This window comes from Mucilaginibacter sp. (genome assembly GCF_039925265.1).
In the GTDB taxonomy this organism is placed as follows: domain Bacteria; phylum Bacteroidota; class Bacteroidia; order Sphingobacteriales; family Sphingobacteriaceae; genus Mucilaginibacter.
Genome location: NZ_JBDSZG010000046.1, coordinates 92784 through 119283, shown reverse-complemented (window position 1 = coordinate 119283; position 26500 = coordinate 92784). Strand labels below are relative to the sequence as shown.

Sequence of the window (26500 nt, the reverse complement as noted above, 5' to 3'; positions counted from 1 at the left end):
TTTTAATCGTTTAATCGTGTCCGGCTCTTCGCATAGGCTATATAATTCTTCTCCGTAGCCGGTGGGTTGCTGGCCAGGTACTTTTTGTAATACTTAGCAGCGGTTTTGTTATCCTTTAAATTAACCTCGTACAAATTGGCCAGCGAGTAGTATATCATTGGGCGTTCTTCAAACTGTAGCCCTTTTTGGTAGGCCAGCACTGCCTTTTTGTATTTGGAAAGCTTCTCGTTGCTATCGGCAATTTCACCATAATAAGATGCTATGCTGGTAGAGATGCCGTCGTTAATCGCTTTTTCTAAGAATGCGATGGCCCGTTTATGGTCTTTCAAGGCTTTGTAGCACATGGCGGCATAATAATAGGTGTACTCGTTTTGCACCAGAGCGGGGATATCCGCGAAGGTTTCTGCACCGCAGTTATAATTCTTTAGGTTATAGTACGATACACCCAGCTTGGTGCGTACGATGCTCGATTCGTTACCATTCTTCAGTAACTTAAGGCAGGCATCTACCGTTTCGGCCCATTTCTTTTGGGCGTAGCTCAGTTTCATCAGGCTTTCCAGCAAAATGATGTTTTCCGGATCGGCAGCTGTCGCTTTGTTTAATACATTTTCGGCCTGCGGCAACAATTTGATGTCGATGTAACGGTTCGCCAGGTCTGATGCAATATCCGCATCCGCGGGGTTTATTTTATTTGCCCGTTGCAGATAAGCAATTTGCGAACCGATATCGCCTTTATCCAAACTGATCTGCGCAAGCTGCTTATACACCATAAAGTTGGTGGTATCCTTCGCGGCAATTCGTTTATAATAAACCTCGGCCTTTGCGGAGTTGCCCCGGCGCAGGTTGATGCTCCCAAGGCTAAACAGCACGCCCGACCGTGTAGAGTCGATATCGTAGATGCGTTGGTAATAGCCTTCGGCCTCGGGCAGGCGGCCGGCCATGTTGGAGGTGTAGGCGAGCTGGGAGAGTGCTTTCAAATCGGTTACCGGTTCGGTATAGACAGTTTTTAGGTAGTCGGAAGCATCGGCAAAACGCTGGTTTTGGTAGTAATCCAAAAGCAGGGCATCATCCACTTTGGTTTGCGCCGAAACATTAAAAAAGAGGCAGGTAAAAAGCAGAACAGACAGGATGTATTTCATATAACTAAGTTATTAGTTATAAATCAAACTTCCAAATGTTAAACAATTTTATGTTTTTGATGTTGACTGTATATAAATACTAAAAACAGATACCATGGATAAGATAAGAAAATTTGAATTGATGGAAAAGATAGTCCATGAATTAGAAGACTTGAAACATAGTCAACAAGCTATAATTGCCAAATTAGGCAAAATAGAAGTGGATAATTTTGACTTGGGTAATAAAAGGTTAGAAAAAGACTTGCCAGATATGCACCAGCGTGTCTCAGATAACCTGGACACAATCGCTTCCATCTTAGAAGATTTTGCAAGCCAAACAGATACGTATAGCGATAAAAATAATATCGCTGCTTTGAAAGAGCAGGAAATTATTGATAATCTGTAAGCCCCTCAACCCCCTAAAGGGGGAGTTTTTGGAAAATATTAAAGCCCCGCAAGGGGCTTTAATATTTTTTAGCTGCTGTCTTTTCTATATTACGGTTGAACTTCTTAATTGCCTTTAAGTAATTCTTATCCTGTATTTTCTCCATTGCTTCGGCATCGTGCGCAACCATTGTCTTGAGGTTCTCCTCGGTGCATTTTACAATAGGACCATCATTTAGCTGGATAGCTACAATCGTTCCCGGGTTAAACATTTGGCCCTCTTCTTCGCTTAACAGCGAATAGGCGCTTACCGGGCCTGCAATTACCTTAAACATCCAGCAACTATCTTTAGCTATTCCTGTGTAATATTTCGGCACCGTTGGAAAATCGGCACGTTTTATAATAGACGGCGCGAGTGCCATATTGCGGGTTATATTGATAGTTTGCTGTGGATAGATTTTCCTTACCCTATTGGTATCTGATTTTGGTAACGACTTATCTTCAAACACCAAATAACTTTTATGGGCAACAGTATCGGCATATATTCTCGAATACACCTCTTTTTTACTACCATCAATCATAGTGATCAAAAACGTATGCTTAGGATTGTAATTTTCATTACTGCCCAATGCCCACATTTGGCGCGCATTCATATTCATTTGCATCTGCATGTTCATGTTTTGCCTGGCGAGCATGGCGTTAAGCGCCCCCATATTTTGAGCAGATACGCTGTTGAATAGCAATAAAATAACTGAAAAAAGTAAAAAAGGTATAATGCGGCGCATTTGTTAATAAGATTTGTACTAAAAATATAAATTTTCTTACAAATCGCAATCGTTTATTTCAATGCGCCGCTAAAAAACTTTACTGCCACATCGCCAACTTGTTGGTGAATAGCCTTTCGGTTTACCGTGGCATCGTCATTAAAATAAACTCCCCCGGTGGGTTTCATTTCTTCGGAGCCCTCGTTGAGGAAAACGTAATGCCCTGTTTTGCCGGGGATAATAAGCAGTTTACTTTTAGGGATCAGTTTACGGAATACCAAAGCATTGGTATTCACAGGGGCTATACTGTCGCTTTGCGAGCCCACAATGTACATAGGAGCGGTGACGCGTTTTAATTGCGCTTTATTGGTAAACCCTTGCCCAACTGCCGGGCACATGGCAAAAAATGCCTTGATGCGCTTATCCTTTAAATCGGGACTGGTTTTAAACGACAATGCTACCGCTTCGTCGTCTATCTGGCTGGCCAAATTTGGGAACTCGGGCAGGGTGATCTCTCTGATGCCTTCAGGTGTTTTGGTGAAAGCATCCAGTGCTTTCAGATCCAGTTTGCCACCGGCCAGGGCAATTACCGTATAACCGCCGATGGAAAAGCCTGCCGCGCCAATGCGAGCAGGATCTATAAGCTGGCCGAAGTCTTTATCGTTTAGTAAGCCTGTCAGTACAAAGCTGATATCCCGCGGGCGCTGCCACGGGGTTACAAAATTAATGGCTATCTTGTTATCATAAGTGTTTCCCCAATGGTCTACAGCCGCCACAATGAAGCCTTTTTGCACCAGTGCATCGGCCAGCCATTCTAAAGTAATGCGACCGCCACCCGTCCCGTGCGAGATCATGATGAGCGGGTGTTTACCGTCCGGCAATTTTGCATCCCTTACAGTGGAGATGTGCACGAAGGGGTAGTGTGGAATAACAAAGGGGTCGCCGCTGTCGGTAGTGGGGTACCAAACCTCGGTAACTAAAGGGCGCTGCCTGGCGGTATCATTAAACTTGATGGTACGCTGGCCTATTTTTACGTTTTGCGCGCTTGCCAGTAATGGCAGCCCGATGGCTATGGTTGCTATAATTCTTTTAAACATGGTTTTAAACTTCATACAACAAAGCAAGCTATAAGATTTCGGCTGGAATTTGACAAATGTCAATAATTTACTTTTTAGATTTCAGTCGGCTGAGGGTTTCCTGGGAAATGCCGAGGTAGTCGGCAATGATTTTGTTAGGCAGCCGCTGGATAAGGGTAGGGGTGGTTTCCATCAGTTGCTTGTACCGCTGGGTGGCATCCATGGTGATAAGGCTCTCGATGCGTTTGATGGAAGCGATATAATCGTGCTCTAAGTTGATGCGGTATACCCGTTCCCAGCCGGGGATGATATCCAGTAGTTCCCTAAAATCATGATAATTGATGTAAAGGGCCTCGGTAGGTTCGATGCTTTGGATGTAGGCCAGCGACGGTTCCTGTAAGGTAAAACTTGGGAAAGCTGTGCCGAATCTACCTTCGGTCACCAAAAAACGGGTAGACTCTTTGCCATTCACATCCATCATATAAATACGCAGGCAACCGGAATTGACGAAGTAGATATAAGGACAAACATCCCCGGCTGTGAGCAGAATCTCGTTCCGTTTGGTTCTCTTCAACCGGAATTTTTGGCAAAAAGCATCCAGCTGCGCCTCATCGGCAACCATGTTTTTGGCGAGGAATTGTTTAAGCTGGGTATACATTGAAAAAGACGTCCTGCTGAATCTATTTCAGCATCTCACATGCAATATAGCAAATTGGCTACATTGCACGTAGGTTCCCGAAATAAATTCGGGATGACGGCTGGGTTACTGATACTGTATGTAAACCGGCATTGGTTTCAGGCTTAAAACCTCTTTTGGGGTAAGCATGCGGTGCGGCTCGGGTTTTATATCGTTTTTGTAGAACAGTTTAAACCCGGTGAACTGTACAGGTTCGCCTTGTACAAAGTATTTGTAGGTGCCTTTCTTCAGATCGGGGCCGCCCCATCCGTCCATATCCATTACAAATTGTACATTGTTGCGCAGTTTGATATCCTGATAATTGGTAACCATGCGTTTGGTGAAACGATGAACTACAAAAACCTTTGGTGGCAGGTTGTATTTTATGCAGAGCTTGCTCAGGTAGTCGGTCACAAAGTTAATATCGGCGGCATCGAAAGTTCCGATGCGTTTGCCGGGTACGCTGCCTTCCTTCATCGAAAATTCCGGGTCGATACCAAAATGGACGTTTGGTATTTTGAGGTATTTCTCCAGCAGGGGCAGCTCGGTTTGCACGGTGCTAAAACCAACCTGGATATCTAAAAACACCAGCGCGTTAATGGGTTTTGCCATTTCAATGGCTTTATCTATCTGGCTAAATGGCATCCGCAGGTTATGCAAGCCATTGCGGCCAGCGTCTGCCTGGGCGGTTACACATATATAATGCAGGGCGGGCACAACAGGGGTGAGGGTATCGGCCGCCTGCCATGCTTTTACTTCGGTCATTAACCTGCGGCGCATCTCTACAGGCTCGTACTGGCCCAGTGCACCCATGTTTTTGGAATACATATTACCGTAGTAGGCCACGATGCGTTTAAAAGGCAATATAGCACCCGGCAAAGGGAGCGGCGCGTTCTTAACCGGCCAGCGCTTATCACCATTGGCCATCCGCTTCATCAATGAATCGTATTTGGCGGTATCAAGGGTGGGTTTTAGCGTGGTATCTTTTAGTGTAGTTTGAGCGGATGCGGTACTGATGGATGCAATAAACGTGACGAGCAGAATGCGGAAGATGTTTTTCAAGTGCAGTGTTATTTGGTTGCTACAAATAACGGTTTTTATGCCAATGGGTTTTAAACAAAATGCGGTATTTTTTTAAATGCAGCCGAGGGTTTTCAACCCGTGGTATGCATGTGGTCAGCTTTCAGCTGACGTAAGCAGAATGCTTACCTTGTGCTACACCACGAGATACGCTGCGCTAATCTCGCGGCAGCTGTGGTGAGGACACCACAGCAAGGAAGGGGATTAAATCCCCCGTGCCGGTGTCCTCACCGGCACTCTTTAAAAACTTACTCTATGTTTTTACCTTTCATGGCTACGCTAATAGCTTCGTCCATCACGCGTTCGGCGAAGTCGCGGGTAAAGTTGTTGGTTTCGTCAATTTTGCTGTGGATAAGGTCTTTATCGCCGGAGGCTAAAGCAGCTTTTAGCGAAGTAACATGCTCGTGGGTATCGCTGATCTCCTGTGCGGTAAGGTGTGTGCTGTGTTTCTCCAGGAAACGCTCTACGGTGTACACCATCTGCTCGCCTTCGGTTTTGGCCTCAATTAGCATACGGGCGGCAACGTCGTCTTTTGCGTTGGTGATGCTATCCATCAGCATTTTCTCTACCAGTTCGTCGTTTATGCCATAAGCGGGTTTTACTTCCACTTCCTGTTTTACGCCGCTGCGCAGTTCAATAGCCTGGATCTTTAGTATCCCATCGGCATTCAATATAAAGTTGATATCTACCTTGGGGAAACCTGCCGGCATGGCGGGAATGCCTTTCAGTTCAAACTCGGCCAGTTTACGGTTCTCTTTAATAAGGTCGCGTTCGCCCTGGTAAACGGCAATTTTCATGTTCACCTGCCCATCCTTACTGGTGGTGTATTGCCTGCCGGCCTTGGTCGGGATCTTGCTGTTGCGGGGGATAATGGTATCCATCAACCCCCCCATGGTTTCAATACCTAAGGAAAGCGGGGTAACATCAAGCAATAAAATATCGCTGCGATTACCGGCCAAAACATCGGCCTGAATGGCCGCGCCAAGGGCAACCACTTCGTCCGGGTTTACATCATCATGCACGGGGCGACCGAAAAATTCCGCCACCATTTTCTTCACCAATGCGGTGCGGGTACTGCCGCCAACCATAATTACTTCATCAATATCAGCAATGGTTAGCTTGGCATCCTTCAACGCGTTTTGGCAAGCGGTGATGGTTTTCTGTACTTTGGCCAGGATCAGGTCGTTAAAGGTATTGCGGTCGATAGTGCACCAGATGTCACCTATCTTCTCGTTGAAGATGCTCTGATGCGCGAATGCTTTTTTGGCTTCCTCAGCTTTCAGGCGTAGCTGTTGGGTAAGCTCGCGATTCTCGGCCAGTTCGGTTTTATCTATGTTGTTCTTTTCTATCCAGTAATCGGCAATGGCACGGTCGAAATCGTCGCCGCCTAAAAAGGTATCGCCATTGGTTGATAATACCTCGAAGATGCCGTTCTGAATTTGTAGTATCGATACATCAAAAGTACCGCCGCCCAGGTCGTACACCGCTACGGTTTTGGTTTCTTCGGGGTTCAGGCCGATGCCGTAGGCCAGGCTCGCGGCTGTTGGCTCGTTCACAATGCGTAAAACATCCAGCCCGGCCAGTTTACCCGCGTCGCGTGTTGCCTGGCGCTGCGAATCGTTAAAATAAGCAGGTACGGTAATAACCGCGCGGTTCACCGGGGTTTTAAGGGCATGCTCGGCGCGTTCTTTCAGTTCTTTCAGGATCAGGCCCGAAAGTTCGATAGGGGTGTAGAATTTGTCGCCTACCTTTATTTTTACCAGGCTTTCGGTATCATCATCAATAATTTTGTACGAGAAAAAGTTCTGGTAATTCTTTACATCTGCATAAGAGCGGCCCAAAAGGCGCTTTACCGAGAACACGGTGTTCTGCGGATCAGTTATTAAAAATTCTTTGGCTTCGTTGCCTACTTTGATATCCCCGGTTGCGCCAAAATGCACTATAGAGGGTACCAACACACCTTTGCCTGTATCGTTAATTACTTTTGGGTTTTTATCAGGGTCGATAAAGGCCACCAGCGAATTGGTGGTGCCAAGGTCGATCCCTACAATAATATCTTCTTTTTGGATAGAGCCCGTTGCCAGGTTGATAGAAACTTTAGCCATGATGTATCAATAACAAAGGGCAAATGTACTTAGTTTTAGGGGAGGAAATGTCATGTGGATTTCGGATTTGCACACTAAGGCGTCATTGCGAGGTACGAAGCAATCTCAGAACTGTGCATGACCGCTTTACTTGTCGTCTATCTTCTATCGGGAGGTTGCTTCGTACCTCGCAATGACGCAACGGAGAGGAAGCCTGCTAAAAAATGAATTCTCAAATCTGTTTCATCACGTTTAACACAATTTTTCCTACTTTCACCCTAATGATAAACCGCTTCTGCCAAACCCTGCTACTGCTACTTACGACCGCCACTTTCGCCAGCGCCCAGCAGTTTGGAGGCAACCCGCCAGCTATCAAATGGAAGCAGGTGAACACCCCGGCAAGCAAGGTGATCTTTCCCGAGGGGATGGATTCGGCGGCGATGCGGGTGGCTAATATTATCCAATACATTAACCCGCAAATAAAGCAGACTATTGGTTTTAAGCAGAAACAGGTGAGTATTGTGCTGCAAAACCAAACCACCATATCCAACGCCTATGTTGGTTTAGCGCCTTTCCGCAGTGAGTTTTACCTAACGCCATCGCAAAATAGTTTCGAGATTGGCAGCTTGTACTGGCCGGGGCAACTGGCCATTCACGAATTTAGGCATGTGCAGCAGTACAACAATTTTAATGTGGGGCTCTCCCATGCTTTGCGCGTGGTTTTTGGCGAAGGCGGGCAGGCACTGGGTAACGATCTTTCTATCCCCAACTGGTTCTTCGAGGGGGATGCCGTTTACAACGAAACACTGGTAAGCCAGCAGGGCAGGGGCCGGTTGCCGTACTTTTATAACGGTTTCCGTGCGCTTTGGGCAACGGGGAAGAATTATAGCTGGATGAAACTGCGCAATGGCTCGTACGTAGATTATATCCCCGATCATTACCCCCTTGGCTATATGATGGTGGCGTACGGACGAGAAAAATATGGTAATGATTTTTGGGGGAAAGTAACACATGATGCAGCCGCTTTCAAAACCGGCTTTTATCCGTTTCAAAATGCTATCAAAAATTATTCGGGCCTGAATTATAAAAACTTCAGAGAGAATGCATTTGCTCATTTCAAAAAGCAGTTTGCCAATGATAATATGATAGATGATCAACCGCCGGCTCATTTTGTTGCCCATGAAGAATATCCGGCCTATGTGAATGATAGCACGCTTATCTACCTCAAAACAACTTATAACCACATACCGCAATTTGTATTGCGAACAGGGGCGAAAGAGCGTTTCATAGCCGTACAAAGCATCAATACCGATAGCTATTTCACTTACCACAACGGCAAGGTGATTTATGCCGCCTATCGCCCTGACGTACGATGGGGATACCGTAATTACAACGAATTAGTAGTGCTGGATATCAACACCCGCAAAGAGCAACGCATCACCCATAAAACCAAATATTTTTCGCCAGCCTTTAGCGATGATAGCAAAACCATTGTGGCTGTTGATGTAGAACCATCCGGAAATAGTACGCTGCATTTATTAGATGCTTCGACCGGAAAGCTGCTTAATGCTATCCCAAATCGTGATAAACTGTTTTATACCTACCCTAAATTTTATGGCGCTGATAAAATAGTTACCGCTGTAAGGAATGGCAAAGGGGAGATGGCGCTGGCTTCGATAGATATAAAAACCGGGGCGGCAAAATATTTCACCCCATTTAGTTTTGAGCCAATAGGTTTTATCGCAGTGGGCGACGGCAAAATTATATTCAGCAAAACCACGGGTGCCTACGATAAATTATTTGTGCTCTCCGTAAAAACGGGGAAGGTGTTTTTGAAGGACACAAGTGAGGAAAACATGAGCCCGGAGATAGGAGCATATCAACCTGCGGTAATTAATTCTAAGATGGCGTGGGTTGGCTTTACACCCTATGGCTATTATATTCGTGAGGGAACCCTATCAGAAAATGACCTTAATGAAACACCACTAAGCGAGGCAGAACCGATATCCGATTTTGGTGTCACTAAATTAGAACAGGACTCTGCCGCCAACCTTTTCGCATCTGTACCAAGCACCCCGCTTACCATCACCAAATACAGCAAAGCGCACGGCCTGTTCAATTTTCACAGTATCTTCCCTAATCTTAACGATCCCAATTACTCCCTGGAACTCGCCGGTGAGAATGTGCTGAACACTTTCCAGTCGCGCCTCTCCTTTAACTACAACCGGGACGAAGGTTACAAACGCATTGGTTATACCGGCATATATGGCGCGCTCTTCCCTTATATTTCGGCAGGTGCCAATTATACTTTCGACCGCAAGGGCTTTTCTAAAGGCAACAGCGTTTACTTTAATGAGACCGACCTGCACGCCGGTTTGGAGTTGCCGTTGAACTTTACTGCTGGTAAAACCTCCACGTTTTTATCCGCCGGGAGCGATGTGTACTACAGCCAACGCCGTTTCCAGGAGGCATTCCGCAGCCAGTTTGCCGACAGGCATTATACCTACCTTAATAACTATATCAGTTTCAGTAACGAGATCCAACAGGCCAAACAGCAAATAAACCCGCGCCTGGCACAAAGCATCAGCCTCAATTATAAAACCGCAATTGCCGGACTAAGCGCCACCCAATTTTTGGGAACAGGGTCCTTTTATTTCCCGGGCCTCTCTATAAACCATAGCCTCGTTATCAGCGGTGCATACCAGCAAAAGGGGGCAAACAACAGCATCGGGTTCTCTAACGATTTTCCCTTCTCTAAAGGGTACACTGTCGAAAGTTTGGAAAAAATGCAAAAGTTTGGTACCAGCTACCACTTCCCCATAGCCTACCCCGATGCTGGTTTTGCCAACCTCGCTTACCTTTTGCGCGTACGTGGCTATTTGTTTTATGATCATACTCACGCTACAGACGGTAGTTTTCTGCTGAACGGCAAGCCTTTTAAAGCTGATTTCCGCTCGGCCGGCGCAGCCTTGTTTTTTGATGGGAAGCTGTTTAACCAGGGTTCGGTATCGTTCGGCATCCGTTACAGTTATTTGTTGGATGACGATTTGTTTGGCGGGAATGGCAGGAACAGGATAGAGTTGGTATTGCCGGTGAGTATATTTTAAGGAATGCTTTACACCACATCATCCTTCGTATACCCCAGTTGCCCATCTTCCTTTAGCGAAGCTTCAAAGTACGCCAGTACAGTTTCGTAAATCTCCTTGTTGTTGCCTCTTACCCAGGTAAGCCCGAGCCCGATATTCTTTTTGTCGCCCAACAGGTCGAACGACAGGTATTTGGTGTAGCGGCTTTTATCGAAGGAGATCTCCACAACATCCTTCCAATAAATAACGCTACCGGTTACATAAAATGTTAATTTCTCCTCATCCAGCAAAAGGGCTGGCTGATTTTTGATGGCGGGAACAAGGCAGCGCCTCACAAAAAAAACAAGACTGACGAGGATGGAAATCTCTATAAAGCTGACAAACATCCACAGCTTACTATCGTTGGCGATAAATCCCAACACTAAGAATACAGACATAAAGCCTGCAAAAAAAGCGAGTCCCGTAAAACCTACTGTCTTGCTGTATACAAAAGTTGTGGTGCCCATGATGAATGTATCAACTATTCGCTGCCGCGATAATGTTCTTCACCACTTCCACACCGGTAACTTCAATCCCGTATTCGTCTTTTAAACCATTGCTGAGTAAGATATGCTCGTTTTGGTATTCCATTTTGCCGGGGACGCTGATGCGGGCGGAGCTGTGTACTTCGGTAACATTGGTAAAATGTACCAGGTCGGCAACATTATTGGGGTTAACACCGCTGCCGGCCATAATGGTTATGCGGCCCGCCGCTTTTTCTACGAGATGGTTGAGCACACTGGCGCCCTCCATGGCGGTGCTTTTACCGCCAGAGGTAAGGATGCGGTCGCAGCCAAGTTCTATTACATCTTCTAAAGATTGGTACAGGTCGGCGCACATGTCAAAGGCGCGGTGAAAGGTTACGCCCAAACCGTATTGCTTGGCCATGCGCACCAATTCCAGGCAGCGGGGTTTATCTATGGTGCCATCAGCGTTGAGTATGCCAATGACAACGCCATCGCAGCCGGTCTCAATGCACGCGCGTACATCGGCTTTCATGATCTCAAACTCAAGGTCGGAGTAGAGGAAATCGCCACTGCGGGGGCGGATCAGTACAAAAAGTTTAATGTGTAAAATTTTGCGGGCCAATACCAGCTGGCCGTAAGATGGGGTAGTGCCGCCTTCGGCGAGGTTATCGCAAAGTTCTACCCGCATAGCGCCGCCTTCCTGTGCTGCTACCGCTGAGGTTACTGAATTGGAGCAAACTTCTAAGCTTACCATATTAGTTCATTGTGAATGGTTAATGGGGGCGATGGCAAAGGTAGTTTTTCTGCTATAAACCATCAATTCCTTTAGTTCATAGATGATGGTTCATGGTAGAGCAGGCAAACGTATAACTTCGACTATGAACCACCAACTATGATCCATGAACCATCAACTACTTCTTCTCGTCTTTATAAAAGCTTTTGCCGGGTATAAGCAAATCTTGCTTGTTCGAATCGCATACCGCGAAGGAGAAACCTTCTTGTATGGCGTAAGCGCCGTATTCGCCTTTTTTGTTGATGGCCAAAAAACCAACCTGGATCTTTTTAGCGGTCTCCGGCTTCTTTTTGATAATGCGGTGAACAGCTTCCTTGCAGGCGTCCTCGGGCGATAAACCCTGGCGCATCAGTTCCACTACCAAAAAGCTGCCTACGTTGCGGATCACTTCTTCGCCCACGCCGGTAGAAGTAGCGCCGCCAACCTCGTTATCTACAAATAAACCCGCGCCAATAATGGGACTGTCGCCAACGCGGCCATGCAATTTAAACGCCATGCCGCTTGTGGTGCAGGCTCCGCTGATATTGCCCTTGGCATCAATGGCCAGCATACCAATGGTATCGTGGTTGTATTTGCCACCGGGGCGGTGCTGGTCGTTCTCTATATTCATTTTTGGGGAATACTCGGCTTTAACGAGCCATTTCTTCCACTCTTTTTCCGATTCGGGGGTGAGTAGTTTCTCGCGTTTAATGCCTTGTTCTACGGCAAACTGACTTGCACCATCGCCAACCAGCATTACGTGCGGGGTTTTTTCCATCACCAAACGCGCTACCGCAATAGGGTGGGCTATATCTTCCATGGCCGCAACTGCGCCGCAATTGCCAAACTCATCCATAATGCAGGCATCCAGGGTAACATACCCGTCGCGGTCGGGGTAGCCGGCACGGCCCACAGTATGGTTTTTCATGTCTGCTTCGGGGATCTTTACGCCTGCTTCTACAGCGTCCAAGGCCCGCCCGCCGGCGGCGAGGGTTTTCCATGCCTCTTTATTGGCGGCAATGCCAAAATCCCAGGTAGAAATTACGATGGGTAAACGGCCCGCAGCGGCAGTACCGGTATTATTGCCTGCAGGTGTTGCCAGGCTGTACTTAGATATAGCTGCCAATGAAGCGCTTGCGGCGGTTACTTTAAGGAATTTACGGCGATCGATCATGAGGCTAATATAAAATTATCAGGTATAAATACTTGCTTTTGTATCAGTTTTGATACAGATGTCCCGCTGATGTACCCCAGGGAAGGAGCCTTACCTAAGTCCTCTCCACAGGAGGAGGACTTTAAAAAAAAGCCAGAGCCTCGTCTTTAAAAAGGATGGTTACTCCCCCAGCTCATTATCCTCCGCCAGTATCTCACGGCAGCGCTCCAGGTCGTGCTCAAATATTTTTATCTTGATGCCGCCTATGGCCTGGTTATAAAATGGATGGGCGCTGACGGTGTTTTCGTCGGCAATAAAGCAGGGGATGCCTGCATCTTCCAGCCGCGCGCGGATGATATGGGCCAGCATGGGGTCGTAATAACGCTCAAAAGTGATGATTCTGTCGTTGATAGGTTCGCTCATAATTATTAAACACGTTTTGGGCTAATTTAGTTTAATTTCATTTATTTTGAGGTATGAACCGTATCGACCGTATCTCCGCCATCCTGATCCAATTGCAATCGCGCAGGGTAGTAAAAGCCAGCGATATTGCCGATAGGTTCGGCATCAGCCTGCGCACGGTTTATCGCGATGTGCGCTCACTGGAGGAGGCAGGCATCCCCATCATCGGCGAGGCTGGGGTGGGCTATTCCCTGGTAGAAGGGTACCGCTTGCCGCCCATTATGTTCACCCGCGAGGAGGCCACAGCATTTTTAACCGCCGAAAAATTTGTGGAGAAAATGACCGACGCGTCTACCGCTGCGCAGCATAAATCGGCCATGTATAAGGTTCGCGCTATCCTTAAAACAGCTGAAAAGGACCTGCTGGAAAGTATGGATAACAGCATTGCGGTGCTTAAAAGCCATAGCCAGCGCCGCATCAATAATAACGACCACCTGCAGCCCATCCTCAATGGCATAGCCAATAAAAAGGTGCTTTGCATTGATTATATGGCCGGCTACAGCCAGGAAAAAACCAACCGCGAAATAGAGCCGGTAGGCATATTTTACCTTGATAGTTACTGGCATATGATAGCCTTTTGCCGCATGCGCCAGGATTACCGTGATTTCCGTACCGACCGTATCCGCTCCCTTACCGAAACCGAGCATACATTTGAGGGTAAGCACCCCACGCTAAAGGCCTATATCGCACAAACCGCTTTTGACCATAAGCTGGAAACCATTGTAATGCGGGTAGATAACAGTATGGCGCGGTACCTTAACGACCAGAAATACTACAACGGTTTTGTATCTGAAGTGCAACTGGCCGACCAATTGGAAATGACCTTCCTCACCATGTCGGTAGAGGGTTTTGTACGTTGGTTTATGATGTACGGCGACCAGGCCGAGATCGTTAGTCCGGCCTTTGTAAGGGATAGGATAAAGGCGATAGCAGGCGAGATAGTAGCGCGGAATTGAATTTATGTGTCTATCAGGGGTGTGTCTATCAGGGTTAACATAACTTAACACAATTTCGGAAATCTGTTTATAACTAATTGATAATGAAGTGTTTGAATTTTAGCAGGGTTAACATATTTTGCTGTTTTTTTCTGCTTGTTTTTTTGAACGTTTCTTTAATTCTCATTAATACAGTTAGAGATTCGAGGTATGAAGTGCCATTGGAGTGAGTCACCCCGCCACTGTAAATGCACTCTACATTAAAACCTCACCAAATAAAAATTTCTAACCTCTGCTGACATACAGTTGTCACTCCGCCCTCTTTTCTTTGCCATCCCTTGCAAACGAAATAACATTAACCTTGTTTAAATACATGAAAGCTGAAACCCAATATTGGATAACCGTTGTATCAAAAGACCACCTGCAACGCGGCGTTTCCGGTGGTTTTATGCAGGCCAACCATGGCAAAGAAGGGCCGCTTAAACGGCTGCACGAGGGCGATTGGGTTGTGTTCTACTCGCCAAAACTTAGCTATAGCGGCAAGGAACCCTTACAGGCTTTTACCGCCATTGGCAGAGTATGCGAAGGCGTAATTTATCAGCATAAAATGGCCGAAGACTTTACGCCTTACCGCCGTAACGTGGAATTTTATGAAGCCGATGAAACACCAATAGCTCCGCTGATAGACGGATTGGAGTTTATAGAAAACAAGAAAGCCTGGGGATTTAAATTCAGATTCGGCTTTTTTGAGATAGGCGAACTGGATTTTAAGCTGATCAGATCGGCAATGATAACAGGAGAATTGACACCTACTACTAAATTATAAATAATGGGAAACTTAAAATTAACAACCGAAATAACGTTCAACGCGCCAAAAGCAGCAGTGTGGAACGGAATAACCGACCCCGAAATAGTGAAGCAATACTTCTTTGGTACCAGCCAGGAATCGGCCTGGATGGAGGGCAGCCCCATTGTTTGGAGCGGCGAATGGGAAGGCAAAGCTTATCAGGACAAGGGCACCATATTGGAAATTACGCCCGGCGAATATGTGAAATACAGCTACTGGAGCAGCATGGGCGGCCTGGAAGATAAGCCGGAAAATTATCAAATAGTGAGTTACCAACTTAAGGAAACGGACGGCGTGACTACCCTGATAATAACCCAGGATAATATTAAAGACGAAGCTGCAAAACAACATTCGGAAGGGAGCTGGCAAGCGATATTCGGCGGCTTGAAGAAGTTGCTGGAGGAGAATTAAGCAAGACAAAAGGGTAGGGCAGGGGCATGAAAATATGTTGATGCTGCCGATTTTTTTGGCGAAATACATGCTATATTTATGCCATGTGTTTTGCACTGGTCACAGGTTTAGGAGCGGGGAAACTATTGTTTCTGCCTTTTTCTTTCTGACTAATGAAGACCCGGTACGGTCGATAAAAAGCCGCCGAATCCTTTCCTGGCTGTAAAGAATTGATAGAAAAATCTCACCTTTTTGACAGCTAAAATGGGAAAAAATCGGGCGTAGACCCTTGGAGGGGCAAATAGATAAACGCTTTTAAGTGAATATTGTAAATAGCTGTTTATTAGTTAATTATGAATCGGTATAACAAATAGTAATACTGTAAGATACCTTATAACAAAGCGCTGCTTCTTTAGCCGCTTAGTATATAAACAGTTTATTAATATAAATTCTATAATAATCTGTTAATTAGCGAAATTATAAACCTATATAACAATTAGTAATACAGCAAAATGGACTTCAAAACAGTAGAATTACCCATGTTTTTCGTAGCGGGCATCGCCGTACGTACCATTAACCAGGAAGGCCGCGCAGATAAAGATATTGGTAGCCTGTGGCAGCGCTTCACCCAGGAGAACCTGGCCGACAAATTGGAAGACAAGGAAGGCAACGAACTATATTGTGTATACACCGATTACGAATCGGATCATACCGATTACTACACCGCCATCCTCGGTTGTAAAGTAAGTTCCATTGAATACCTGCCAGAGGGTTTTACCGGCAAGGCTATTGCCCATGGCAAGTACAACGTGTATACGCCCGAAGGAAAATTTCCGGCAAACATCGCGGCCACCTGGCAGCACATTTGGGCCACTGCCGAGGGCCGGATCTACACCGCCGATTTTGATGTTTACGATGTTGCCGGCAAAAGTTTTGAGGATATTGAATCGAAGGTTTACGTAGCCGTAGATTAAGCGAATTTCGGGAGCGGGTTATTTCTCGCTCCCGTCGTAATTATAATCGTCCGTCGTCCAGTCTATCATTACTTGTTGCATCCAATCGGTAAAACTCTTGTTGCAAACTTCTACGTTATTCAATGATAGATAGGCAACATCGTGCTCCCAGAAAACTACCGGGCAAAGTCCATCCGTTATTTTAGAAAGATCGAGGCAGTAGTGGTTGCCGGTGCCATCCGGCGAAAAAGGAAGGAAGTGGGCGGGCATGGGGTTTCCGGCTCCGAGGTGCTCAAAGTGATACACCTTGTTTAGCGACGATTCCTTCAAATCATCATCCAGCCCATACACCTTGGTACCCATCAGGGATATGCCGTTGTGCAGGGTAAGGATGTATTTAAAATCGAGCGGCAAATTAAAGCCGATCCCTTTCTCAAAAAGCCGGAAGCGGTCATCGTTGATGTAGCCACCGAGGTCCAGCAATTCACTGTCGAATTTGGATAGTTGGTCCAGTAGCCGGTCGCATTGCGGATAAATTGCTTCGTTCTCCATCATGGCCAAAGTAAAAGTTTAATTACGTTGTTTAAAGGTTAATTTTTTGGAGTAAAAAATGTTTTGGTTTAGTTACATTTGAAAAAGCACTGATCGTAAACCAAATTTTTTGCCCATGTTCCGGAAATTGCATCTCGTATGGCTTTTGATAGCCGGTTGCATTTTATATTGCCTGCACGCCTGCAATTCTGCAGGGCAGCAGATGGATGAGGAGCAGATCCCCGATACGATAAGCTACAATTTCAACATCCGCCCCATACTTTCTGATAAGTGTTATAAATGCCACGGCCCCGATGCCGGGCATCGCGAAGCCGACCTGCGGCTGGACATCCCCGAGATAGCTTACGCGGCATTAAAAGACAATCCAACCGCCCACGCACTGGTTCCTGGCGACCCTTCCCTGTCGGAAGTTTACCGCCGCATTTCTACCAAAGACACCGCCGAGCAAATGCCACCAGTATCATCAAACCTAAAAAAACTTACCCCGTTTGAAGTGGACCTGGTTAAGAAATGGATAAAGCAAGGTGCCAAATACGAAAAGCATTGGGCCTTTGTGGTGCCGCGCGCTCACCCCGTTCCGCAGGTAAAAAATACCGCGTGGGTAAAGAACCCGATAGATAATTTCGTGCTGCAAAAAATAGAACAAAAAGGTTTTGAACCGAACGCCGAAGCTGATAAAGAACGGCTGCTAAAAAGGCTGTCGCTGGATCTTACCGGCTTGCCGCCAACTCTTAAAATGATGGACAGCTTTTTGGCCGATAAAAGCCCGGATGCGTACCAAAAGGTGGTAGACGAATTAATGGCCAGCCCGCAGTATGGCGAAAAAATGGCGCTGCACTGGCTGGATGTTTCGCGCTATGCCGATTCGCACGGTTACCAGGACGATAACTACCGCAGCCAATGGCCCTGGCGCGATTGGGTGATCCACGCTTTTAACGAGAACCTGCCCTACGATAAATTTATTACCTGGCAACTCGCCGGCGACAAAATGCCAAACGCCACCAAAGAACAATTACTGGCAACGGGCTTTAATCGCAATCATAAAATTACCGAGGAAGGTGGCGTGATAGATGAAGAATATCGCGTAAGTTATGTTACCGACCGTACCAACACGTTTGGTAAGGCCCTGCTTGGCATAACGCTGGAATGCGCCCACTGCCACGACCATAAATACGACCCTTTCTCGCAAAAAGAATATTACCAGGTATTCGCCTTTTTCAATAGCGTAAAAGAAGCAGGGCTGCAATCTTCCGTGGGCGGCCCCGAAACCTACGCCAAGCGGCCGATGATGCAGATCAGTAATGCCGATGTTAAGAATATTTTGAAGTTTATAAATAAGCAGGATACTGATAAGCTCATTGTATCCATCATGGGTGATAGCGACTATGTGCGCCGAACCTTTGTGCTTAAGCGCGGCAATTACGATGCGCATGGCGATGAGGTAACGCTCGGCACGCCAAAAGCTATACTGCCATTTACGGATAATTACCCAAAAAACAGGCTTGGGCTTGCCGAATGGCTTTTCAATAAAAAAAATCCGCTTACCGCGAGAGTTTTTGTGAACCAGGTTTGGCAGGAGTTTTTTGGCAGGGGCATTGTAAAAAACTCGGGCGATTTTGGTATGCAGGGCGATCTGCCTTCGCATCCCGAACTGTTGGACTGGCTCTCGGTAGATTTTAGGGATCATGGCTGGGATATGAAAAGGCTGGTGAAATTGGTGGTGATGTCGGCTACATACCGGCAGTCGGCTGTGGTTAGTCCGGAGAAATTAAGAACCGACCCCGATAATATTTTATATGCCCGCGGCCCGCGTAACCGTTTACCCGCGGAGTTTGTGCGCGATTTGGTTTTGGCCAGCAGCGGCTTGCTGAACCACAAAATTGGTGGCCCAAGCGTAAACCCTTACCAGCCACCCGGCCTTTGGGAGAATGCCACATCGGGCAGGGGGCAACTGGCCACCTATAAACAAGTGCATGGGCCTGATCTTTACCGCCGGGGCATGTACACGCTCATTAAACGCACGGTTCCGCCGGCATCGCTGGCCATATTTGATGCCAGTAACCGCGACCAGTGCGAGGTGAAACGCCTGCGCACCAATACGCCGCTGCAGGCGCTGGTGATGCTGAACGACCCAACCGTGCTGGAAAGTGCAAGGGTATTGGCAGCAAAATTATTGCAGGATAACAGTCAATCTAAGGATAAGATCATCAAAGCTTTCCGCCTCATTATGTGCAGGCATCCGCAGGAAAAAGAACTGGCGATATTAACGGCTTACTACAACGACGAACTAAAGAGCATGACGAAAGCCGATGCGGAAAAATTGCTTAAAGTTGGCGAGTACCCCGTGCCGGCCAATGCAGATAAAGTAAAACTGGCGGCGATGATGAAAGTGGTTGACGCGATGTACAATTTAGAAGAGGCGATAACAAAAACCTGATATGGAAAAAGACTTTTTAGAAAGCAGGCTCAATATCAACCGGCGCAGGTTCCTTTCGAGACTGAGCCTGGGCATTGGTAGCGCCGCCCTCGGTTCGTTGTTGATACCGGACCTGTTCAGCGGGAAGGGCGAGGAAAGCGAGGCCGATTTTATTGCCGGGATCCCCAACTTTGCGCCAAAGGCCAAGCGGGTGATCTACCTGTTCCAGGATGGTGCGCCCTCGCAGCTGGAATCCTTCGATTACAAACCCAAACTGCGCGAAATGATGGGGCAAGAGCTGCCGCCATCGGTACGTGGTAACCAGATCCTGACGGGGATGACCGCCAAGCAAACGTCCTTCCCATTGGTAGGCTCTTTTTACGATTTTAAACAATACGGCGAATCTCGCGCCTGGATCAGCGACCTGTTCCCCCATATCGGCAAGATAGCAGATGATATCTGCATCATCCGGTCAATGAACACAGATGCCATTAATCACGATCCTGCGCTTACTTTTTTCCAGACCGGTGCCCAGCAGGGTAACCGCCCCAGCATGGGCTCCTGGGTGAGCTATGGCCTCGGGAGCGAGAATAAAAACCTCCCTGCCTTTACGGTACTGCTTTCCAAAGGCAAAGGCAACGGGCAAGGTGTATACTCCAAACTATGGAGTAATGGCTTTTTAGATTCCATTCACCAGGGGGTACAGTTTAGCAGTGGCGAGGATCCTATCCTGTACCTGAACGACCCGGAAGGCTTGAACCGCCACGAACGCCGCAAAATGCTGGATAATTTGGCAGCGCTGAACGATATCAACTACAAAGAATTTGGCGACCCGGAGATAAACACCAAGATCCAGCAATACGAGATGGCCTACCGCATGCAAACAGCGGTGCCCGAGATAATGGATGTATCGAAGGAGTCGGATGATATTGTAAAAATGTATGGTCCCGAATGTTTGATCCCCGGTACCTACGCGGCCAATTGTTTATTGGCGAGGAAACTGTCGGAGAACGGTGTTCGCTTTGTGCAGCTGTACCACCAGGGCTGGGATCAGCATAATAACCTGCCGCAGGAAATGGCCGGGCAGGCCAAGGATGTAGACCAGGCCTCGGCAGCATTGGTTACGGATTTAAAACAACGCGGATTGCTGGACGAAACACTGGTGATCTGGGGCGGAGAGTTCGGCAGAACCAATTATAGCCAGGGTAAGCTGGATGTGGCCAATTATGGCCGCGACCATCACCCGCGCTGCTTCAGCGTTTGGATGGCCGGCGGTGGCATAAAGCCAGGTATGGTTTATGGCGAATCGGACGAGTTTGGGTATAACATTGTGAAAGACCCGGTACACGTACACGATTTCCACGCAACCATCCTCAACCAACTGGGCATCGACCACAAAAAATTAACCTTTAAAAGCCAGGGCCGCCGCTATCGTTTAACAGACGTGGCAGGCAATGTAGTAAGGGGGATAATAACGTAAGGCAAAGCCCCCTCTAAATCTCCCCCTGAAGGGGGAGACTTGAAAAAAATAGTTCAACAATCGTGTTATCCATAAATCCTAAAATCGTGTCAATGGAAAGAAGACAATTTATAAAGAATACATCAGTCCTCTCCGCAGGTATTTTTATTGCAAAAGATATGTTCGCCAAAAATGACGGACCTATCTACGGCCATGGCAATATGCGCTATCGTTTGGATAAGGAATGGAGCAAGGCCAATTCGCAGAAGAACCCGGTGAACGATTGCCACGAGATGGTACAGGATAGCAAGGGCCGCATTTTGCTGCTGACGAACGAGACAAAGAATAACGTGCTCATCTATAATAAATCGGGCAAGTTACTGAGCACCTGGGGGCACGATTTCCCGGGAGCGCATGGGCTTACCTTATTTAACGAGAATGGTACCGAGGTTCTGTTCATCACCGATACCGTGAAACACCAGGTTTACAAAACCACACTGGATGGCAAAATATTAATGACCATTAACGTGCCGATGGGAACGGGTGTCTACAAAAAAGTGGAGGAGTTTGTCCCGACGGAAACTGCGATAGATATTAATGGCGATATTTTTATTGCAGACGGTTATGGCGCGCAATACATCACCCATTACGATAAAGACGGCAAGCTAAAAGGCTTTTTCGGCGGCAAAGGCGAGGGCGACGAGCACCTGGATAATGCTCATGGTATTGTGATCGACCGGCGCTACAGCACCCCAACTTTATTAATTACCGACCGTACCCGCAATTGCTTCAAACGTTTCAGCATGGATGGCAAGCTGCAGGAAATTATAAAACTGCCCGGTGCCTGCGTATGCCGCCCGGTTATTAAAGGCGATCACCTTTACGCCGCCGTGCTGCGCTCGCCCGATCTGGGTAAGGAAAATTCGGGCTTTACAACCATTCTCGATAAAAATAATAAAGTGGTTTCCAACCTCGGCGGTACCGAACCGGTTTACATCGACGGGGTATTACAACCCATGGCCCAGGCCGAAAAGATCTTTATGAACCCGCATGATGTATGCGTAGATAACGACGAGAACCTGTATGTGGCGCAGTGGGCATCGGGCAAGGTTTATCCTTATAAGTTTACACGCGTTTAAACCCTTGCAGCAGCACGTTTAATATATGAAGAGCAGCCATAAAGGTTTTGCGGATGGGGCGCTTTTCGCGCTGAATGTTTTTATTTTGGTTTTATTGCTGGCCGGCAGTAGCCTGGTGGTACCGCAATGGCTGCAACCGGCGGGCAGGCTGCATCCGCTTGTGCTGCATTTCCCCATAGTGATACTGATGCTGGCCATGCTGATGGAGTATTTCCGCTTCAAGCCGGAGTTTGTCGACGAGAAATTTTATCAATCCTTTACCGATTATTTGCTGGTGCTGGGGGCTTTGTTTGCTTCGGTCACGGTAATTATGGGCTTGCTGCTCTCGCACGAAGCCGGTTACGAGGGCAGTAATTTACAATGGCATAAATGGTTTGGTGTGGGTGTGGCCTTTGTGGGCTATGGCGTTTACCTTATCCGCAACCGCGAGCGTTATACGGCTGCCATGGCCAAAACGGGTGCCCTGGTTACCGTTTTTTGTTTGATAATGGCCGGGCATTTCGGCGGGAACATTACCCATGGCGATGATTTTGTTTTTGGCCCCATGATGGATAAGGATAAAACGCAGGTGCCCATAAACGAGGCACTGGTTTACCGCGATGTGATCGCCCCCATCTTCGAGGCTAAATGCCAAAGCTGCCACAATGCAGATAAAACAAAAGGTGGCTTAAAACTCACCGACGAGGAGTCTATTCTGAAAGGTGGAAAAAAAGGGAAATTGTTTGTAGCGGGTAACCCACAAATAAGCCTGTTGCTCCAACGCATCCACCTCCCCGAAGGTGAAAAGAAACACATGCCGCCCATAGGCAAACCGCAGCTTACCGACGAAGAAAAACTGCTCCTGTATTTTTGGGTGAAGAATAACCCCGATTTCAAGAAGAAAGTTATCGACCTGCCCGCTACCGATTCCCTGAGGATGATCGCTTCAACGTTCTTAAAACCTGTGGAGAGTACGGAAGAAACATATGCATTTTCTGCCGCCAGCGAGGATGATATCAAAAAACTGAATAACAATTATCGTGTGGTTTATCCGCTGGCTGCCGAGTCGCCTGCTTTGGCGGTGAACATCTACAATAAAAGCACTTTCAACGTAAAGGCTTTGGAGGAATTGAGCCCGATCAGCAAACAGGTGGTATCGCTCGATCTGAATAAAATGCCGGTAAAAGATGCCGACCTGAAAGCCGTTGCCAAACTGGAGAACCTGCGCCGCCTGGTGCTCAACTTTAGTGATGTTACCGGAACTGGTCTGAAAGAGTTGGCCGGATTGAAAAACCTGCGTAGTCTTTCTTTAGCAGGGGTAAAGCTAACCGTAGCGGACATTAAACAATTAGCCGCCATAAAAAGTCTGACTGAACTGGCCGTTTGGGATACCGGCCTAAAGCCTGCCGATTTTCAATTGCTGCAAGCCACCAACAAACAATTGAAAATATTAACCGGTTTTAAAGACGATGGCAAGCCGGTGAAGTTAACCAACCCGGAGTTGAAAAATTCGTCGGTGATATTTAGCGAAAGCTATCCGCCACAGCTGACCAACCCTATCAAAGGAGTTGAGATCCGTTACACCACAGATAACAGCGCGCCGGATAGCGTCCGTTCCATGTTGTATAAGCCGGGTACAGTTATAACCGAAAGCACGGTGATAAAAGCACGTGCTTTTAAAACCGGGTGGATATGCAGCGATACGGTACAGTTTAACGTTTACAAATGCCGGTACACGCCCGATAGCGTTATGTTTATAACCCGCCCCGATGATAAGTATAAGGGCGATGGCGCCAAAACCATCATCGATAAAGACCTTGGAGGCACCAGTTTCGGTAACGGCAAATGGCTGGCCTCGCAAAAGAATCTGGCTATAATGATGTGGTTTAACAAACCCATTGAGATGCATTCGTTGGAACTCAACACCATGCGCAATATTGGTTCACAGATATTTTTAGCCGCCAGCATAGAAATATGGGGCGGGGCAGATAAAGATCACCTGAAACTGCTCAGTACCTTGAAAACCGCAACACCGCATAAGGATGATCCTTTTGGCTTAGTGCCATTAAGCTGTAAATTGAATAAAGCGCAAACCATCTCCTGTATAAAACTAATTGCCAGGCCAATTAAAGTAGTCCCCGATTGGCATTCCGCAAAAGGAAAGCCGGGTTGGGTGTTTATGGATGAGGTGTTTATAAATTGATTGGACGGCAGCGAGAATTGAATTAAGAGCAGGGGGCGGTGCGATTCCCCTCTTGAGAGGGGTGGAGGGGTGTGTTTCTTAGGTTGCAAAGTGACGAACACACCCCGCCACCACACATGCCGGCACTCGCCCCTCTCAAGAGGGGAATTAAAAAAAATTTCGCAGCAACTATCTCACAAAACTCATCCGCTGCCCGTAGGTGCCTTCTGCCACTTTTCCGCCCTCGTAAACCACATTGCCGGAAACAATGGTATGCGTTACGCTCGCACCAAATTGCTGCCCCTCAAACGGCGACCAGCCGCATTTGTATAAAATATTGCTTTTGTTCACGTTCCATGCCTGGTTCAGATCAACAAGCACCAAATCCGCCCAATAACCCTCGCGGATAAAACCGCGCTTTTCTATCTGGAAACACTTGGCAACATTGTGCGCCATTTTTTCGGCAATTTGCTCCAGCGTTATTTTGCCTTGCTTGTAAAGTTCCAACATGGCTACTAACGCATGCTGCACTAAGGGGCCACCGCTTGGTGCCTGCAGGTAAGCTTGCGCTTTTTCTTCGCTGGTATGCGGGGCGTGGTCGGTAGCAATTACGTCTATACGGCCATCCAGTACGGCGGCTAATATTCCGTCGCGATCCTCTGCCGTTTTAACGGCCGGGTTCCATTTTATCAGGTTGCCTTTTGTTTCGTAATCGGCATCGCTAAACCATAAATGATGAATGCAGGCCTCCGCGGTTATCCGCTTCTCTTCCAGCGGGATATCATTACTGAATAAATGTGTTTCTTTCTCGGTAGATATATGCAGGATATGCAGGCGGGTGTTATGCTTTTTAGCCAGTTCTACCGCCATACTTGATGACAGGTAGCAAGCCTCGGCGCTCCTTATTTTGGGGTGAAGTTTTATCGGGATATTCTCGCCAAGCAACTGTTTGAAATGTTCCAGGTTAGCTTTGATGGTAGCCTCATCTTCGCAGTGCGTAGCAATGAGCATAGGAGAGTTGGCGAATAAATTCTCCAGCGTGGCAGGGTTATCTACCAGCATATTACCGGTTGATGATCCCATGAACACCTTAATACCGCATACGTTTGCCGTGTCGGTACGCAGCACCTCGTCCAGGTTATCGTTACTGGCACCCATGTAAAAGGAGTAATTGGCCGGCGAGTTTTGCGCGGCTATCGCATATTTATCTTCCAGTAATTCGCGGGTGAGCGTATTGGGTACGGTATTGGGCATCTCCATAAAAGAGGTGATACCGCCCGCCACTGCCGCGCGCGATTCGGTATAAATATTACCCTTATGCGTTAGCCCCGGTTCGCGGAAATGTACCTGGTCGTCTATACAACCCGGAAAAAGGTGTAGCCCTTCAGCGTTGATTCCCCTGTTGGCTGTTGCATTGATTGTGCTATCGATACGTTCGATGCGGCCGTCTTTCACCAGTACATCGGCAACAAATTGTTTGCCTTCGTTAATAATGGTAGCGGCTTTGATGAGGATAGTTGGCATAGGGGCAAAGATAGGGGGATAGAGTCAAGAATCAAGACACAAGAATTAAGATAGAAGTGTTAGTATGTCCTTCGTCTTGGCTCTTATATCTTGGCTCTTGATTCTAACCTCTTGTCTTTTGATTCTAATTCTTCCCTCCCCAATAATAATTCAGCCCAAAGCTAAAGTTGTTGTTCAGTGATAGGTTTAACGTGGTGCCATTGGTTTGGTAGTTGTAATTATAGTTAACCGTGCCAAAGCCCATATTGATGCCCAGCTTTTTCGTTGGGAAGAAAACTACATTCGGGCCGCCGCCTACATTAAGCGAACCAACGGTAAAATTGTTAAGCACATGGTTGCTGCTGATACCCATTTGGGGGTAAATGCCAAATTTATCGCTCAGCATCCAGTAGTAGCGCAGGTTAATGGCCAGGCCTATAATATCCGTGTGATACTTATGTACATAAGTATAGTTGTTTAAAGGGTTGGTGGCAGAATAGTAATAGCTGGTTTCGGTACCCGATACGCGCGAATAGCCGGGCTGGATGCCGATGGTCCATTTATTGCCCAGGAAGAAGCCAAACTCCGGACTAACATTCATGTTGAGAATGCCCGTATTGTAATATTGGGTAGCACCCTGCGGATAAGTTACGTAGCTGCTGGTGCCGGCTTCGTTATAGTTTAAATAAAAGCTGCCGCCAACGTATTTGGCACCTTTGCCGGTTTGGGCAAATGATGCGCCCGCAAATAATAAGACGACTAAAGCGGTAAGTAAGTGTTTTTTCATGGATGAGAATATGCGTGCGAAGATAAATGTTTTTTGGAATGACGGGGAAATAGGGGTGAATGTTACAACCCACCGGTAGTAATAATTGGCGCTGTCTTCTGGGGCTGGCTTTTGAACTTTTATACTATTTTGGCTAAAGCCAGGAATTTGCTTATTCTATCCGTCCCCTAAAGGAGACGGCAATAGAGGTAGAAATA

At 47.1% G+C, this 26500-nt stretch carries 23 protein-coding genes; 10 read left to right on the top strand and 13 right to left on the bottom strand.

The window, feature by feature from the left end; all coding sequences use genetic code 11:
• Nucleotides 1–2: 2 nt before the first annotated feature.
• On the bottom strand, nucleotides 3–1139 hold the full coding sequence (locus tag ABIX36_RS20880; RefSeq protein ID WP_348084112.1) for a tetratricopeptide repeat protein: 1137 nt from the start codon (nucleotides 1137–1139) through the stop codon (nucleotides 3–5).
• 94 nt (nucleotides 1140–1233) lie between these two features.
• Here ABIX36_RS20880 and ABIX36_RS20875 point away from each other — a divergent pair, with 94 nt between their 5' ends.
• On the top strand, nucleotides 1234–1524 hold the full coding sequence (locus ABIX36_RS20875; RefSeq protein WP_348084111.1) for a hypothetical protein: 291 nt from the start codon (nucleotides 1234–1236) through the stop codon (nucleotides 1522–1524).
• 58 nt (nucleotides 1525–1582) lie between these two features.
• On the opposite strand, the gene ABIX36_RS20870 is transcribed toward ABIX36_RS20875, so the two are convergent.
• The 5 genes from ABIX36_RS20870 to hscA form a co-directional block, all read right to left on the bottom strand.
• On the bottom strand, nucleotides 1583–2287 hold the full coding sequence (locus tag ABIX36_RS20870) for a hypothetical protein (RefSeq protein ID WP_348084110.1): 705 nt from the start codon (nucleotides 2285–2287) through the stop codon (nucleotides 1583–1585).
• Between the two features lie 53 nt (nucleotides 2288–2340).
• On the bottom strand, nucleotides 2341–3363 hold the full coding sequence (locus tag ABIX36_RS20865) for a hypothetical protein (RefSeq protein WP_348084109.1): 1023 nt from the start codon (nucleotides 3361–3363) through the stop codon (nucleotides 2341–2343).
• Between the two features lie 67 nt (nucleotides 3364–3430).
• Nucleotides 3431–4000, bottom strand: a complete 570-nt coding sequence (locus ABIX36_RS20860) for a Crp/Fnr family transcriptional regulator (protein ID WP_348084108.1) — start codon at nucleotides 3998–4000, stop codon at nucleotides 3431–3433.
• Nucleotides 4001–4105: 105 nt separating this feature from the next.
• Entirely contained in the window at nucleotides 4106–5080 is a 975-nt protein-coding gene (locus ABIX36_RS20855) for a hypothetical protein (RefSeq protein ID WP_348084107.1), read from the bottom strand.
• Between the two features lie 266 nt (nucleotides 5081–5346).
• Complete coding sequence (gene hscA / locus ABIX36_RS20850; RefSeq protein ID WP_348084106.1) at nucleotides 5347–7203, bottom strand: Fe-S protein assembly chaperone HscA; 1857 nt, start codon at nucleotides 7201–7203, stop codon at nucleotides 5347–5349.
• A 260-nt stretch (nucleotides 7204–7463) separates the two neighbouring features.
• Between hscA and ABIX36_RS20845 the strand changes: the two genes are divergently transcribed.
• Complete coding sequence (locus tag ABIX36_RS20845; RefSeq protein ID WP_348084105.1) at nucleotides 7464–10289, top strand: hypothetical protein; 2826 nt, start codon at nucleotides 7464–7466, stop codon at nucleotides 10287–10289.
• Nucleotides 10290–10297: 8 nt separating this feature from the next.
• On the opposite strand, the gene ABIX36_RS20840 is transcribed toward ABIX36_RS20845, so the two are convergent.
• The 4 genes from ABIX36_RS20840 to ABIX36_RS20825 form a co-directional block, all read right to left on the bottom strand.
• On the bottom strand, nucleotides 10298–10705 hold the full coding sequence (locus ABIX36_RS20840) for a hypothetical protein (protein ID WP_348084104.1): 408 nt from the start codon (nucleotides 10703–10705) through the stop codon (nucleotides 10298–10300).
• 79 nt (nucleotides 10706–10784) lie between these two features.
• Nucleotides 10785–11528, bottom strand: a complete 744-nt coding sequence (locus ABIX36_RS20835; RefSeq protein ID WP_348084103.1) for a copper homeostasis protein CutC — start codon at nucleotides 11526–11528, stop codon at nucleotides 10785–10787.
• A gap of 157 nt (nucleotides 11529–11685) precedes the next feature.
• The gene (locus tag ABIX36_RS20830; RefSeq protein WP_348084102.1) at nucleotides 11686–12720 is read right to left on the bottom strand and encodes a N(4)-(beta-N-acetylglucosaminyl)-L-asparaginase; all 1035 of its coding nucleotides are present in this window, start codon (nucleotides 12718–12720) and stop codon (nucleotides 11686–11688) included.
• A 159-nt stretch (nucleotides 12721–12879) separates the two neighbouring features.
• A complete protein-coding gene (locus tag ABIX36_RS20825) occupies nucleotides 12880–13122 on the bottom strand; it encodes a DUF2007 domain-containing protein (protein WP_348084101.1) in 243 nt (80 codons plus the stop codon).
• Between the two features lie 53 nt (nucleotides 13123–13175).
• Here ABIX36_RS20825 and ABIX36_RS20820 point away from each other — a divergent pair, with 53 nt between their 5' ends.
• The 4 genes from ABIX36_RS20820 (at nucleotide 13176) to ABIX36_RS20805 (ending at nucleotide 16307) form a co-directional block, all read left to right on the top strand.
• Nucleotides 13176–14117, top strand: a complete 942-nt coding sequence (locus ABIX36_RS20820) for a YafY family protein (protein WP_348084100.1) — start codon at nucleotides 13176–13178, stop codon at nucleotides 14115–14117.
• Nucleotides 14118–14469: 352 nt separating this feature from the next.
• Nucleotides 14470–14922 carry an EVE domain-containing protein gene (locus tag ABIX36_RS20815; RefSeq protein ID WP_348084099.1) on the top strand — a complete coding sequence of 151 codons (453 nt, stop codon included), beginning with the start codon at nucleotides 14470–14472 and terminating at the stop codon, nucleotides 14920–14922.
• Between the two features lie 3 nt (nucleotides 14923–14925).
• The gene (locus ABIX36_RS20810) at nucleotides 14926–15354 is read left to right on the top strand and encodes an SRPBCC family protein (RefSeq protein ID WP_348084098.1); all 429 of its coding nucleotides are present in this window, start codon (nucleotides 14926–14928) and stop codon (nucleotides 15352–15354) included.
• 491 nt (nucleotides 15355–15845) lie between these two features.
• The gene (locus ABIX36_RS20805; RefSeq protein WP_348084097.1) at nucleotides 15846–16307 is read left to right on the top strand and encodes a GyrI-like domain-containing protein; all 462 of its coding nucleotides are present in this window, start codon (nucleotides 15846–15848) and stop codon (nucleotides 16305–16307) included.
• An 18-nt stretch (nucleotides 16308–16325) separates the two neighbouring features.
• Here the strand turns inward: ABIX36_RS20805 and ABIX36_RS20800 are convergent, their stop codons facing one another.
• Nucleotides 16326–16841, bottom strand: a complete 516-nt coding sequence (locus tag ABIX36_RS20800) for an SMI1/KNR4 family protein (RefSeq protein WP_348084096.1) — start codon at nucleotides 16839–16841, stop codon at nucleotides 16326–16328.
• A 112-nt stretch (nucleotides 16842–16953) separates the two neighbouring features.
• Here ABIX36_RS20800 and ABIX36_RS20795 point away from each other — a divergent pair, with 112 nt between their 5' ends.
• The 4 genes from ABIX36_RS20795 to ABIX36_RS20780 all read left to right on the top strand — a co-directional run bounded on the left by ABIX36_RS20795 (nucleotide 16954) and on the right by ABIX36_RS20780 (nucleotide 24034).
• Complete coding sequence (locus tag ABIX36_RS20795) at nucleotides 16954–19275, top strand: PSD1 and planctomycete cytochrome C domain-containing protein (RefSeq protein ID WP_348084095.1); 2322 nt, start codon at nucleotides 16954–16956, stop codon at nucleotides 19273–19275.
• 1 nt (nucleotide 19276) lies between these two features.
• Nucleotides 19277–20734 carry a DUF1501 domain-containing protein gene (locus ABIX36_RS20790; protein ID WP_348084094.1) on the top strand — a complete coding sequence of 486 codons (1458 nt, stop codon included), beginning with the start codon at nucleotides 19277–19279 and terminating at the stop codon, nucleotides 20732–20734.
• Between the two features lie 92 nt (nucleotides 20735–20826).
• Complete coding sequence (locus ABIX36_RS20785) at nucleotides 20827–21852, top strand: hypothetical protein (protein WP_348084093.1); 1026 nt, start codon at nucleotides 20827–20829, stop codon at nucleotides 21850–21852.
• Nucleotides 21853–21877: 25 nt separating this feature from the next.
• Nucleotides 21878–24034 (top strand): c-type cytochrome domain-containing protein, encoded by a 2157-nt coding sequence (locus ABIX36_RS20780; protein ID WP_348084092.1) that lies wholly within the window; start codon nucleotides 21878–21880, stop codon nucleotides 24032–24034.
• Nucleotides 24035–24202: 168 nt separating this feature from the next.
• Here ABIX36_RS20780 and ABIX36_RS20775 read toward each other — a convergent pair whose 3' ends face one another.
• Nucleotides 24203–25537: a dihydroorotase gene (locus tag ABIX36_RS20775; protein ID WP_348084091.1), complete on the bottom strand. Its 1335-nt coding sequence runs from the start codon at nucleotides 25535–25537 to the stop codon at nucleotides 24203–24205.
• 124 nt (nucleotides 25538–25661) lie between these two features.
• Nucleotides 25662–26303 (bottom strand): hypothetical protein, encoded by a 642-nt coding sequence (locus tag ABIX36_RS20770; protein WP_348084090.1) that lies wholly within the window; start codon nucleotides 26301–26303, stop codon nucleotides 25662–25664.
• Nucleotides 26304–26500 lie beyond the last annotated feature (197 nt).